Source organism: Chryseobacterium sp. JK1 (genome assembly GCF_050632815.1).
In the GTDB taxonomy this organism is placed as follows: Bacteria; Bacteroidota; Bacteroidia; order Flavobacteriales; family Weeksellaceae; genus Chryseobacterium.
Genome location: NZ_JBODRU010000004.1, coordinates 243,407 through 255,291, shown reverse-complemented (window position 1 = coordinate 255,291; position 11,885 = coordinate 243,407). Strand labels below are relative to the sequence as shown.

The 11,885-nt window shown below is 35.7% G+C and carries 15 protein-coding genes; 4 read left to right on the top strand and 11 right to left on the bottom strand.

Going from position 1 to position 11,885, the window contains the following annotated elements:
* Nucleotides 1-393: 393 nt before the first annotated feature.
* Complete coding sequence (locus ACQ76T_RS20070; RefSeq protein WP_431345009.1) at nucleotides 394-1,296, bottom strand: helix-turn-helix domain-containing protein; 903 nt, start codon at nucleotides 1,294-1,296, stop codon at nucleotides 394-396.
* Between the two features lie 131 nt (nucleotides 1,297-1,427).
* Here ACQ76T_RS20070 and ACQ76T_RS20065 point away from each other — a divergent pair, with 131 nt between their 5' ends.
* On the top strand, nucleotides 1,428-1,832 hold the full coding sequence (locus tag ACQ76T_RS20065) for a cupin domain-containing protein (protein WP_431345008.1): 405 nt from the start codon (nucleotides 1,428-1,430) through the stop codon (nucleotides 1,830-1,832).
* 30 nt (nucleotides 1,833-1,862) lie between these two features.
* Entirely contained in the window at nucleotides 1,863-2,915 is a 1,053-nt protein-coding gene (locus ACQ76T_RS20060; RefSeq protein WP_431345007.1) for an NAD(P)-dependent alcohol dehydrogenase, read from the top strand.
* A gap of 55 nt (nucleotides 2,916-2,970) precedes the next feature.
* Here the strand turns inward: ACQ76T_RS20060 and ACQ76T_RS20055 are convergent, their stop codons facing one another.
* Nucleotides 2,971-3,399, bottom strand: a complete 429-nt coding sequence (locus tag ACQ76T_RS20055) for a winged helix-turn-helix transcriptional regulator (protein WP_431345006.1) — start codon at nucleotides 3,397-3,399, stop codon at nucleotides 2,971-2,973.
* 171 nt (nucleotides 3,400-3,570) lie between these two features.
* Here ACQ76T_RS20055 and ACQ76T_RS20050 point away from each other — a divergent pair, with 171 nt between their 5' ends.
* Nucleotides 3,571-4,449 (top strand): NAD(P)H-binding protein, encoded by an 879-nt coding sequence (locus ACQ76T_RS20050; protein WP_431345005.1) that lies wholly within the window; start codon nucleotides 3,571-3,573, stop codon nucleotides 4,447-4,449.
* A gap of 95 nt (nucleotides 4,450-4,544) precedes the next feature.
* Here ACQ76T_RS20050 and ACQ76T_RS20045 read toward each other — a convergent pair whose 3' ends face one another.
* The 8 genes from ACQ76T_RS20045 to ACQ76T_RS20010 all read right to left on the bottom strand — a co-directional run bounded on the left by ACQ76T_RS20045 (nucleotide 4,545) and on the right by ACQ76T_RS20010 (nucleotide 10,753).
* A complete protein-coding gene (locus ACQ76T_RS20045; RefSeq protein WP_431345004.1) occupies nucleotides 4,545-5,828 on the bottom strand; it encodes an ectonucleotide pyrophosphatase/phosphodiesterase in 1,284 nt (427 codons plus the stop codon).
* A 104-nt stretch (nucleotides 5,829-5,932) separates the two neighbouring features.
* Nucleotides 5,933-6,778: a GNAT family N-acetyltransferase gene (locus ACQ76T_RS20040; RefSeq protein ID WP_431345003.1), complete on the bottom strand. Its 846-nt coding sequence runs from the start codon at nucleotides 6,776-6,778 to the stop codon at nucleotides 5,933-5,935.
* A 170-nt stretch (nucleotides 6,779-6,948) separates the two neighbouring features.
* The gene (locus ACQ76T_RS20035; RefSeq protein WP_431345002.1) at nucleotides 6,949-7,707 is read right to left on the bottom strand and encodes a T9SS type A sorting domain-containing protein; all 759 of its coding nucleotides are present in this window, start codon (nucleotides 7,705-7,707) and stop codon (nucleotides 6,949-6,951) included.
* Between the two features lies 1 nt (nucleotide 7,708).
* Complete coding sequence (locus tag ACQ76T_RS20030) at nucleotides 7,709-8,233, bottom strand: ankyrin repeat domain-containing protein (protein WP_431345001.1); 525 nt, start codon at nucleotides 8,231-8,233, stop codon at nucleotides 7,709-7,711.
* A complete protein-coding gene (locus ACQ76T_RS20025) occupies nucleotides 8,230-8,775 on the bottom strand; it encodes a YceI family protein (RefSeq protein WP_431345000.1) in 546 nt (181 codons plus the stop codon). The genes ACQ76T_RS20030 and ACQ76T_RS20025 overlap by 4 nt, the downstream gene beginning before the upstream one ends.
* 10 nt (nucleotides 8,776-8,785) lie before the next feature.
* On the bottom strand, nucleotides 8,786-9,133 hold the full coding sequence (locus ACQ76T_RS20020) for a c-type cytochrome (protein ID WP_431344999.1): 348 nt from the start codon (nucleotides 9,131-9,133) through the stop codon (nucleotides 8,786-8,788).
* Between the two features lies 1 nt (nucleotide 9,134).
* Nucleotides 9,135-9,977, bottom strand: a complete 843-nt coding sequence (locus tag ACQ76T_RS20015; protein WP_431344998.1) for a DUF5777 family beta-barrel protein — start codon at nucleotides 9,975-9,977, stop codon at nucleotides 9,135-9,137.
* A 125-nt stretch (nucleotides 9,978-10,102) separates the two neighbouring features.
* Nucleotides 10,103-10,753 (bottom strand): Crp/Fnr family transcriptional regulator, encoded by a 651-nt coding sequence (locus ACQ76T_RS20010; protein ID WP_431344997.1) that lies wholly within the window; start codon nucleotides 10,751-10,753, stop codon nucleotides 10,103-10,105.
* Between the two features lie 364 nt (nucleotides 10,754-11,117).
* Here ACQ76T_RS20010 and ACQ76T_RS20005 point away from each other — a divergent pair, with 364 nt between their 5' ends.
* The gene (locus ACQ76T_RS20005) at nucleotides 11,118-11,468 is read left to right on the top strand and encodes a hypothetical protein (RefSeq protein ID WP_431344996.1); all 351 of its coding nucleotides are present in this window, start codon (nucleotides 11,118-11,120) and stop codon (nucleotides 11,466-11,468) included.
* An 86-nt stretch (nucleotides 11,469-11,554) separates the two neighbouring features.
* On the opposite strand, the gene ACQ76T_RS20000 is transcribed toward ACQ76T_RS20005, so the two are convergent.
* Nucleotides 11,555-11,860 carry a DUF3467 domain-containing protein gene (locus ACQ76T_RS20000; protein WP_027375539.1) on the bottom strand — a complete coding sequence of 102 codons (306 nt, stop codon included), beginning with the start codon at nucleotides 11,858-11,860 and terminating at the stop codon, nucleotides 11,555-11,557.
* Between the last annotated feature and the right edge of the window lie 25 nt (nucleotides 11,861-11,885).

Here is an 11,885-nt window from a genome sequence, read left to right as displayed (position 1 = left end):
AATATTCACTAAAGATTATTGTGCTATTCGTGAAAAAATTAGTGTTATTCGTGTTAAAAAAATCTAAACACAAACTCCACAAATGCAAGCACAAATATTAACTAAAGATTATTGTGCTATTCGTGAAAAAATTAGTGCTATTCGTGTTAAAAAAATCTAAACACAAACTCCACAAATGCAAGCACAAATATTCACTAAAGATTATTGTGCTATTCGTGAAAAGGATTAGTGCTATTCGTGTTAAAAAAATCTAAACACAAATTCCACAAATGCAAGCACAAATATTCACTAAAGATTATTGTGCTATTCGTGAAAAAATTAGTGTTATTCGTGTTGAAAAAAATTCTAAACACAATTCACAAATTGATGGAGCTCTGTTACTGTTAAAAAAACTTAGTTCAGAATTTTATACTCACTCGGAGAAATACCCACTTTGGTTTTGAACAGTCTTGTAAAATGCTGTGGATATTTAAAGCCTAGATCATAAGAAATTTCACTGATTGTTTTTGCCTGATCCAAAATCTGTTCTTTGGCAATATCAATAAGTTTGTTGTGAATAAATTCCTGAGCGGAAATCCCCAATTCTTTTTTGATCAGATCGCCGAAATAATTAGCCGAAAGATTCAGTTTTTCTGCAAAATAATTAACCATAGGAAATCCTATATTTTTTGGATTTTCAGATTTTAAATAATCGTCTACCAGATTTTCAAATTTTCCAATCACTCCCTGATTGATATAATCTCTTGTAATAAACTGACGGTCGTAGAAACGCATACAGTAATTTAGAAAAAGTTCAATATTATTAACAATGAGAGATTTGCTATGCTTATCAATGGACTGCTCGAGTTCAAGTTTGATATTTTTAAAGCATTCAAGAACAATTTCACGCTCTTTTTCTGAGAGATGTAAAGCCTCGTGTACTTCGTAAGAGAAGAATGAATAGTCTTTGATATGTTTTCCCAGGTTGGTTCCTTTTATGAGATCCGGATGAAAAATCAATGCAAAACCTGCCGGCTGAACAAATTTGTCTTTATTATAAATTCCATAGGTTTGTTCAGGAGCAATAAAAACCAGTGTGCCTTCCTGATAGTCATAGCTATTTTTACCGTAAAACATATCTCCACACATCACATCTTTCAAAAAAACGGTATAAAATCCGAATTTTCTCTTATGCTGACAGATAGGATCGGACTTGGAAAAATCAATGACACTTACCAATGGATGCAGTGTTTCATGATTGGCCATTTTATTGTATTCCGAGACACTATTATAGATTTCAACTTCCTGATTTTCCATAGAATGAATTTAAATTCTTACTCAAAATTACTACTTTCTCAGGGAACTGAAATTGTGTCTGTAAAATTGGTAAGTAATTCGGTAATCTGTATAAGCAGGGTTTGTTTGAAAGTTTCGAATTTTGTACCGTTATGGAAACTTTTAATTCAAACATTTTTCCGAAAGGAGAAAAAGCTCCATCCGATTATTTTTCGGGAGGAACAGCCTGGGTTCAGATTCTAAAACCCAACGATAACGAACTGAATTGCCAGATTGGAAACGTCACTTTTGAACCGGGATGCAGAAATAACTGGCATTCTCATGGTGGCGGACAGATTTTAATCGTAACTTCAGGAAGAGGATTGTATCAGGAGAAAGGTAAACCGGCACAGGTTTTACATCCGGGAGATATTGTCAATATTCTTCCTAATGTCATCCATTGGCATGGTGCGGCTCCTGACAGTGAGTTTACTCATATTGCCATTAATCCCAATACGCAAAACGGAATTGTGGAATGGCTGGAACCGGTAACCGATGATGAATATAGCAACTTATAACATATACTTATTAAAACTTACATTAAAAAAATGAGCACATTTACAGTAAAAGCGTATGGCGCAGAGTCCACAACTGCGGACCTGAAAGAAATGAATATTGAAAGAAGAGAAATCACCGCTAAAGATGTTGAGATTGAAATTCTTTATTGCGGAGTATGCCACTCTGATCTTCACACCGCAAGAAATGACTGGGGCGGATCTTTGTATCCTGCTGTTCCGGGACATGAAATCGTAGGGAGAATCACAAAGGTAGGAAGTGAAGTTTCGAAGTTCAAGGTAGGAGATCTTGCGGGAGTAGGATGTATTGTAGACTCGTGCGGACATTGCGACAGCTGCCAGCACGATTTGGAACAGTATTGCCTGAATGGTTTCACAGGAACTTATAATGGCAAAGACAAGCATTTGGGAGGTCATACTTTTGGAGGATATTCTCAAAAAGTGGTTGTAGATTCTCACCATGTATTAAAAGTACCTGAAAATCTTGATCTTGCAGCAGTAGCTCCACTTCTTTGTGCAGGTATTACAACATGGTCTCCTTTAAAGCACTGGAACGTAGGTCCTGGTTCTAAAGTTGCCGTTGTCGGATTAGGAGGCTTAGGACACATGGCGATCAAACTTGCAAAAGGATTGGGGGCTGAAGTCACTTTATTTTCGAGAACTCCGGGAAAAACTGAGGATGCTAAGCAATTGGGAGCTGATCATGTAATAATTTCTACAGATGATTCACAAATGGAATCTGTAAAAGGAAAGTTTGATGTAATCATTGATACAGTTCCTTATGTACATGATGTGAACCCATATGTTACTACTTTAAATATTAACGGAACGCACGTTCTCGTAGGTTATTTAGGTGGTTTGGAACCCATTCTGAATACTGTTCCTATGATTATGGGAAGAAAATCTGTAGCAGGTTCTGTTATTGGAGGTATTGCAGAAACTCAGGAATTGCTTGATTTCTGCGGTGAGCACAATATTGTTTCGGAAATTGAGCTGATCAAAATGCAGGATATCAACGAGGCCTATGAAAGAATGCTGAAAAGCGACGTAAGATACCGTTTCGTAATTGATATGGAGTCTTTGTAATTCTTCTATAACATATATTAACAGAAGCAGGCTTTTCAGATTGAAGGGCCTGTTTTTATTTTTTTAGATTCTGGCTAAAAGCATTCTGATCATTATTCATCATATATCTGTTTCCTTCCGCATCTTTGTTATCATTTCTTTCCATATCGTGGAAGGCCCAGGCCGCCATGGCATCAATAACAGGAGCCAGTTCATTTCCTGCTTCACTCAGTTTATAGGTTACATGAGGAGGGACTACAGGTTTTGCAGTTCTGATAATTAAACCATCGGCTTCCAGCTGCTTTAGATGTTGAATCAGCATCTTTTCTGTTACTGCCGGAATCGACTTTTTCAATTCGCTGTATCTTTTTTCTCCGGTAGAAAGATTGAACAGGATGATAGGTTTCCAAAATCCTCCGATTCTTTCCATAACGTACATTACAGGGCAATCCTGTACACTCTTTTTATTTTCCTGAATGGTTGAACTTTCTTTAATGGCTGTCATCTTTACATACTTTAGGGTAAGTACTTGTATAAAAGTAAGTACAAATATAACTTTGTTGTCAGAAATAAAAAAATATTTATCATGAAATCGCATATATTTAATCAATTCATAAAGGATGGTGAATATTCAGCGATTACATATGACCATTAAACAACAATAAAAAACTTACATATGAAAATTGTAATCACCGGATCATTAGGAAATGTAGCCAAACCGTTAACACAACAATTGCTTGCAGCAGGTCATCATCTTACTGTAATCAGCAGTACAGATGCAAGAAAGCAGGATATTGAGTCTTTAGGAGCTACTTCCGCCATAGGATCTATAACGGATGTAGATTTTTTAACAAAAACGTTTGAGGGAGCAGATGCTGTTTTTGTAATGACTCCTCCTGCCATCAGTGCCAGCAATATTGTTGAAAACACGATACAGGCAGGAAAAAATTATGCTGAAGCATTGAAAAATGCTCATGTGAAAAGAGCGGTTATGCTAAGCAGCGTTGGTGCTGCATCCCCAATAGAAAATGGACCGATAAAAGGTCTTCATCACATTGAAAATCTATACCGCGAGGTAGAAAACACTTCTTTTACTTTTTTGAGAGCCGGATATTTTTATAATAATTTCTTCAATGATATTCCATTGATACAAAATGCAGGAATCATGGGTGGAAATTATCCGGAAAGTACTGAAATTCCAGTTGTACATCCTCAGGATATCGCTCAGGCAGCTGCAGAAGAGCTTGTGAAAGATGAAAACGGAAAAAATATACGATACATTGTAAGTGATCTCCGAAAGGCTTCTGATTTTGCAAAGATCTTAGGAACTTCTGTAAGCAAGCCAGAACTTCCATGGGTTGAATTTACGGATGAGGATGCATTAAATGGAATGCTTCAGGCAGGTCTTCCAAAAGATATGGCAGAGTTATATGTAGAAATGGGCCTTGGAATGAGAAAAGGAGTGGTACAGAAAGATTTCATTGAACATGGTTCTCCTGTTACCGGAAGTATTAAACTGGAAGATTTTGCAAAGGAATTTTCTTCTAAGTTTTAATAATCTTTTCAGGGAAGCTCAAGAAATAAGATTTTTAATGAGATTCGGCGCACCTTTGGTGCGCCGAATCCCGTTGTATTTGATTGCATTCTTTATTATTTGTCTTCTTTCAGTATTCCTTTTAATACTTTGAATTTTCCATCAATCGGCTGTTCTATCTTTAAGCCTAAGATATCGGCAACCAAAGGATAAACGTTAATATTGGCAAACTCATCAATAACGAGGTTATTTTTAAATTCAGGTCCCCATGCATAGAAGGTTGCTTTCATTTCAGGAACTGTTTTAGGATTATAGCCATGTTTTCCTACTGAGCTCTTCTTTCCTTTTTCTAAGAAGATTTTAGGTGCTTTTGGGATCAGAAGAATTTGTCCTATTCTGTTGTATTGATCGTCTCTTGTTGCAAAGTGCAGATATTTAGGAAGCTTTTTATCCAAATAAACTTCGTAATCTTCGGTTTTGTTAGCTTTAAGTTGTTTATACACCAATTTTACCTCATCCGGATTTTTAACATATACTCTTAGCAAAGTCTGCGAATTATAGAAATCGAATCTATTTTTATCAAAAAGAAGAGCCGGAATTTCCAAAGGTGTACCTCCGTCTACTTTGATCATTCCATGATCTGAAACAAAAACAAAGTTGACATTTTTTAATCCTAATCCATTTACTTTCTGTACCAGATCACCTATTGCCTGATCGATCAGATGAACGGCATTTTCAGTTTCTGGAGTATCGGGCCCGTAGTGATGTCCGCTTCCGTCTACTTCAGGGAAATATAAGGAAATAAAGTGTGGTCTTTTATCTTCAGGCAGCTTCAGCCAGTTTACTACTTTATCCACTTTTTCGGAAGGGGTAAATTTTTCGTGATAAGGATAATAATAAGTAGGTCTCATTCCTCCGGCATCGCTGGCAGACCCTACCCACATCAAAGAAGCAGATACCATTCCCTGTTTTTCAGCTAGTCCCCAAAGTGGAGTTCCTCCGTACCAGCTTCCATCTTCTGCATTTTTCTTGCTGCTCATCGTATAAGATTCTTTTCTCTTATAATCATAGAAAAAGTTATCGATAAGCCCATGATGAGAAGGATAAAGTCCAGTGATCAGACTCCAGTGGTTAGGAAATGTGATGCTTGGATAACTTGGGATCATTGCTTTTGCCTGTACTCCGCTGTTGGATAGCTTTAGCAGGTTCTCAGCATTATATTTTTTAGCATAATCGTATCGAAAACCGTCTGTAGAAATCATGATTACATAAGGCTTCGATTGGGCTTCCGGGCTGTTATGACGGCCTGGAACAATTACCTGAGCTGTATCAACAGTTGTCTGTTGTGCAAAAACCGTAAATGAGATCAGCAGCAGTAAAAGATGTATTCCTCTCTTCATTATTTAAAATTTTCAGCAAAGTTACGTTCTATCCTCCGGCCTGAAAAGTTCACTGTATTAAAAGTATATTAAAACCTTTTATTCTACTATAAATCAACACATTATTAAATATTCTTTTTCATTTCGAACTGAGACACCCAGTTGTTTAATCCAATAGTTTTTTCAAGAAATTTTGTAGTATTCTCAGAAGCTTCATCCACGTTATTGAAAGATATTGGCTGCTTTTGATTGATATCTTTTATCGCTTTAAAAAGTGTTGTTCCTATTCCTTTATTTCTATATTTCTTATCTACCGCAATTTGATATACTTTTTTTGAAACAGGGTGATAAACGATATATCCTACAAGTACCTCATCTTTGAAGGCTCCTAATTTCAATACGTCTTTCTTAATATCTTCAAGAATCAAATTTTTTCCCTGCCATGAAGGTTCAATATCCCAGAAAGAACGGAATTTTTCCCATTGAAAATCTTCAAGCTCCTGAATAGACACTTCATTAATTTCTTTTACTGAATTAATATTTCCATTGAAGCAAAGGAATTTTCTCACTATGGTAAAACCTAAGTTTTCATATGCTCTAATTGCTCCATCATTTCCTTGAATAACTTCGAGAAGCAATACCTCAGCATTTCTTTCTTTCAATTGAGGAATAATAAAGTCATACATCTTCCTCACCAGACCTTTTCCCCTAAATTCCGGAACGATACCTGTTCCTCCGTTATAGATTGTTTTTCTACCTTCCTCCTCTTTTTCTGCCTGAAGGATAAAACTTACCAGTTGATCATTTTCAAAGGCTCCAACTGAGATATTCAAATCCAATTTTTCAGAATCAAGCTTTAGGAGTAAAACTTCTTTAGTAAGATGAAAAGGAACAATATAATCCGAAAATGAATGATTGAAAACTGATAAAAGTTCGTCTATTGAAATATGGGATAAGGTTTTAAATTCCATTGTCTGCAAAAATTACGAAGGCCGGGAAACGGCCTGTTATTGAGAATTGAGATATACACAAAGATATGAATTTTAATGCTCGCTCCCTGATATTGGTCTTCTGAAAAAAATGATACCCCTGAAAAATCAGAGGTATTCATCACTAAATATTTAAGGTGTATTAAAAAAAATTATTCTTTAATCAATTTTTCATAAGATATACTGCCATCTTTAAGCTGAATTTCAAGATAATAACTTCCTGTTTTAAGATCCTGAACATTGATGTTTTCTCCATTCACTTTTACAGATTTCACTTTTCTTCCTGTAGCGTCGTAGATATCAACAGCCTTTATTTTATCAGCATTCTTAAAATTCACCGTTTCTTTTGCCGGATTTGGATAAACAGATACCTGTGTATTCTTTGCAGAAGCTTCATTTACTGCTAAAGTTCCTGTTAAAGTAAGTGCAGCATATCCTCTTCCTGCATCATGATATCCTAAAGAAGTTCCCGATCCTTTTCTTGAATAAAAGATATTAATGGTACCTGCTGCATTAGGAATTGCAAAGTCCCCTGCCCCTCCGGAAAGTGATCTTGTTGCAACCACTGTTCTTGTAGTTCCCGATACCGTATTGGAAGTTTCTGTCCAATCCTGAGAAGCGTCAACTGTAGGGGTTGTCATTCCGATGAATGTATAATCTCTGTTCGCCGAAGAGTTATAGATAAAACCATCAGTACCTGGAGCCATTCCTCCGGAAGTTGATCCGTTACCTCCAAATCCTATTCCCAGCATCGAGTTACTGTCTCCCGTCACTGTAAGAGTTACTCCAGTAGGAGAAGTGTCTAATTTTACCGTCATAGATGTAGCAGGTAAGTTTACCGTTCCCGACGAAAACTGTGCCCACGCGAGGTTTGTCAGGGCTAAACTAATTGTTAGTAGAGTTTTTTTCATATCAATTTTTTAAAAGATTTATAATTTCCTTGTTGTTGGCTTGCAATGCATATTCAAATGGGGTCATTCCCGATGAATCTTTTTTTGTTTTGTCTGCTTTATATTGTATCAACAGTTCTACCAGTTCTTTGTTTCCAAATTTCACAGCCCAAAATAAAGGGGTAAATCCGGTAGAATCTGCAATATTAGGGTCTGCATTTTTCTTTAAAAGGCTTTCTGTAAGATCTCTGTTGTATTTTACAGCCAACCCGGCCAATGCTGTTCCTTCGCGGCTTTTATAGTTGACGTCTTTTACATGGTTAATCAGAAAGTTGGCTACTTCTGTATTTCCTCTGTAACAGGCCAGAATGAGGGGTGAAAAACCGTTGTCATTAACCTGGTTAATGATATCGGGATTCTGTTTCATCAAATCCTGTACTTCGGTAACCGTTCCGCTTCTTGCAATATCAAAGATTGACTTTGCTTTTTCCTGAGCATATAATAATGAGCCCAGGAAAATTCCTAAGACTAACATTACTGTTCTCATTGTTTCAGCATTGTATAGTTATATTCAACATTTACATTTTCTGCTACTTTCTTAGTGACCATTTTAGGAATGGTAACTTTATAATCTGCGGGTTTTACCACAAAAGCTCCCTGCATATAGATTTTACCGTCTTTAGAATAGATTGTAGCTGATGAAGAAATCGCTTTGTCTACGCCATGGAAGTTGAGAGTACCCTGAACGGTATATTTCTGAGGACTTGCTGTAAGTTTTGTTTTATCAAAATTGGCAATCTTTCCTTTGAATGTTGTTTTAGGATACTTGGCAGTTTCTGCGTAACTTTCGTTAAAGTGCTCTTCCATTAATTTTGTTTTAAAGTGAAAGTTTTTAACAGTTGAAACAGATGCCATTTCACCATTATCCGCATTTAGGATCACCACGTTATTATCATCCTGAGCATAAATATCATCAAAGAGAGGTACTGAAGCTTCAAAGCTTAGCTTTCCTGTTTTTGTGCTATATTTCTGTGCGGAAACATATCCTGCAGAAAATACCAATACGCCTAATAATACTAATTTTTTCATATCAATTTTTTTAATTTTCAGTTAATCCGTCTGCTTTCCATTTTATGAAAATATTGATCTGCGCTGAAGATAAAGATCCTCCTTGCGGCATTTTACCAGGAACTCCATTAGCCCTCTGGATACGGTCTAGAATACCATCAATATTATTTTTCACCTGATCGTAGGTAACCAATGGCTTAAAGCTTGTTGCCGAATGGCAGCTTGCACAGTTGTTATCCATGATGGGTTTTATATCTGCGGTATAGTTCGCAGGCAATGTAATGGGTGTATTGTCTGAGATTTCTTCATAGGTTCTACTTTCACAGGCTACCAATAGAGTTGCTGCTGCTGCCACCAATAATAATGTTAACTTTTTCATATTAAAAAACTCTATAAAGATTAAACCCAAAGAAAATATGTCCTTTTCCCCAATTTCCTGTAGCATTGGTAAGATATCCGATGTCGGAATTGATCTGAGAATTGGTAAATAAAAGCTGAAAGATATGGCCTCCCGTTTCCAGATCCAATCCTAATGAAAGAGGATTTTTGTAAAAACTGTGATTGTCAAAATTCACAAAGTATTCTGCATTCACAGAAATTCTTTTAGAGATCTTGTAACGTCCTCCCAGTCCTGCTAAAAACTGGTTTTTATTTTCAATATTGGGTTCATAAAGATTTTTATGAACATAAGAAGGTGTAAGCTGCAGTGATAGCTTGTCATTGAAACGTCTTGAAATAAGAGCCTGAGTAAGGTAAGAAAGCCTGTCGTTGAACTTAAGATATGGATAAGTATCTTTACTCAGTTCCGTATTGGCTGCCATCACATTGTATCCTACGATATCTACCGGGAAGTTTTCATTTTGTCTTACTAATCGATATTTTACCCCTCCTTCAAAAGTTTTCATATTGGTTTCTCTTGAAAGGCTGACTGATACGGCATCTGTAAGTCCATAGATTACGCCTAGTTTGGTAGAGGCATGATCAAGTCCAAAAAAGTCTTTGAATCCTGCACTTACATCTCCGAATCTGTGGGCAACAACAATGTACCATTCTTTTTTGGCTGCGAGTTTTGTAGATTGGCCTGTAGCAATCTGAAGTGCTTTAAAGGCGGGTTGTGAAATTTCTGTGGTGGTTTTTACAGTGTCAATATCTTTCAACAGATCTTCCTGTGCAAAGGTGAGACCTGATGAAAATATCGACAAAAATAAGAGAGTTTTTGTCATAAACTAATCCATTAAATTATTGTTATGACAAACTTATAGAGTTATCAATTCAAAATCAGGTGATAAAAGTCACCGAAAGAATTGTTTTTATCAATCATAAAGATAAACTTTTCAAACAAAGTAAATTAGACGTTACTAACATTTTCATTTACAGGTACTTTTATACCAGCTTTGGTTTGCAAAATTTCTCCTTCATTTTCAATTTTTTTCATCACACGGCTTACTACTTCTCTGGAGGTTCCCAAACTGTTGGCAATTTCACGATGAGTGATCTTGATAGGATTGTTTCCTGTGGAAGAGATCTGCTGTTTGATGTAATTGAGAACCCGTTTATCCAATCTGTGAAAAACAGCGTCATTCACCATGTTCATCACTTCCGAAAACCTACGGTCATATTCATGGTAAAATACTTTATTGATCTCCGGATATTTGGTAAGCCAGTCATGCATAATGGAAACAGGAATCAGGATTGCTTTGGAGTCTTCTTCTGCAATGGCGTATACTCTGCTGATATAGTCTGTAAGAATAGATGAAAAGGTCATCAGACAGCTGTCTTTCGGCTTTATGTAATAGTAGATAAGCTCTCTTCCATCATTCAGCGTGAACACTTTAATGGAACCTTCTACCAGAAAGGGTACAAATTTATTCTTCTGCCCTTCCCTTATGATTTCTGTTTTTGCTTTGATATCAATAACAACAGCGTGCTTCTCCAGTTCAGATAAAAAATCAGCTCCTAAAAACCCAAATTTACTTATAGCGAATGAGTTATCAATCATATTTTATATTTTCTACTTTTTCTTAAACAAATATATAAAATTGCTATATGGTTATGATATGTTTTTATTTTATTAAAAAAAATTAACAATTCTAAAAAATCTATTAGAAACAAAAAATCAGGAGAATAGCTGTTATGATATTTCTTAGAACTTTTTTCACACCCACAACTTATTTTACGGGAAACCTTAAAAACATAAGGAAAGGTTTATTTAGCTTAGTCTAGAAATTTCAGGAAGGTTTGACTATCCAAAGAATAACTTATAAATTTTAAAATAATATTATATAAGTCTAAAATTTTACTGGGACCTTATTAAGACAGAATTGATATAACGATACTATAAAGACAACTTTAAAACTAATACAATGAAAAAAACTGTATTCCTGCTCTGCATTCTAGCTTTTATGTATTTATTATATAGAACTATAAGTCAAACTCCTGTTGAGGCTGCTATTTATTTTACAAAGAAACTTCATGAAGGAAACTACGAAGCTGCAAGGGAGCAAATAGATGACACTGATAAAGAAATGTTTAATATTTTTATTCTACAATCTCCCATTAAAGAAGCCCAAAGAGATCCCATAGACTTAGTTGGGAAAGTGGATTCAATTGTTTCTGATATTGCTTATGTAACTTTAACCAATAACTTTAATCAGAAAAAAACAAAAATGAAATTAAAGAAAAGAATAGTGGGCTGGGGTATCCTATTTAAATAATATAGCCCCAAATGTTCTCTCTTCTTTTTTATATTAAAAATGCCTCAGTTTTCACTGAGGCATTCTATTTTATTGTTAAAGAAATCTTACGCTTGAACGTTGTTTCCTCCTAATACGAAAGGCTCAACTTCTTTGATTTCTCCGAACTGCTGCTCGTAGTTAGCGATGTTCTGTTGAAGAGCGCTTAATACTCTTTTAGCGTGAAGTGGAGCAAGAATAACTCTTGATCTTACTTTAGCCTGCTGAACACCCGGCATCAACTGAATAAAGTCTACTACAAATTCAGATGGAGAGTGGTTTACCAATGCTAAGTTAGCATAGATACCAGCAGCTACCATTTCGTTTAATTCGATGTTGATGTTTCCGTCTTGTGGATTTTGATTGTTGTCCATTGTTATAAATTATGTTTTTAAAATT

Coding starts and splice junctions, on each gene's coding strand:
- ACQ76T_RS20000 (WP_027375539.1), bottom strand. CDS start 11,860: ATGGACAACAATCAAAATCCACAAGACGGAAACATCAACATCGAATTA.
- ACQ76T_RS20060 (WP_431345007.1), top strand. CDS start 1,863: ATGAGCACATTTACAGTAAAAGCGTATGGCGCAGAGTCCACAACTGCG.
- ACQ76T_RS20015 (WP_431344998.1), bottom strand. CDS start 9,977: ATGACAAAAACTCTCTTATTTTTGTCGATATTTTCATCAGGTCTCACC.
- ACQ76T_RS20010 (WP_431344997.1), bottom strand. CDS start 10,753: ATGATTGATAACTCATTCGCTATAAGTAAATTTGGGTTTTTAGGAGCT.
- ACQ76T_RS20045 (WP_431345004.1), bottom strand. CDS start 5,828: ATGAAGAGAGGAATACATCTTTTACTGCTGCTGATCTCATTTACGGTT.
- ACQ76T_RS20020 (WP_431344999.1), bottom strand. CDS start 9,133: ATGAAAAAGTTAACATTATTATTGGTGGCAGCAGCAGCAACTCTATTG.
- ACQ76T_RS20005 (WP_431344996.1), top strand. CDS start 11,118: ATGAAAAAAACTGTATTCCTGCTCTGCATTCTAGCTTTTATGTATTTA.
- ACQ76T_RS20055 (WP_431345006.1), bottom strand. CDS start 3,399: ATGACAGCCATTAAAGAAAGTTCAACCATTCAGGAAAATAAAAAGAGT.
- ACQ76T_RS20030 (WP_431345001.1), bottom strand. CDS start 8,233: ATGAGAACAGTAATGTTAGTCTTAGGAATTTTCCTGGGCTCATTATTA.
- ACQ76T_RS20065 (WP_431345008.1), top strand. CDS start 1,428: ATGGAAACTTTTAATTCAAACATTTTTCCGAAAGGAGAAAAAGCTCCA.
- ACQ76T_RS20050 (WP_431345005.1), top strand. CDS start 3,571: ATGAAAATTGTAATCACCGGATCATTAGGAAATGTAGCCAAACCGTTA.
- ACQ76T_RS20040 (WP_431345003.1), bottom strand. CDS start 6,778: ATGGAATTTAAAACCTTATCCCATATTTCAATAGACGAACTTTTATCA.
- ACQ76T_RS20035 (WP_431345002.1), bottom strand. CDS start 7,707: ATGAAAAAAACTCTACTAACAATTAGTTTAGCCCTGACAAACCTCGCG.
- ACQ76T_RS20070 (WP_431345009.1), bottom strand. CDS start 1,296: ATGGAAAATCAGGAAGTTGAAATCTATAATAGTGTCTCGGAATACAAT.
- ACQ76T_RS20025 (WP_431345000.1), bottom strand. CDS start 8,775: ATGAAAAAATTAGTATTATTAGGCGTATTGGTATTTTCTGCAGGATAT.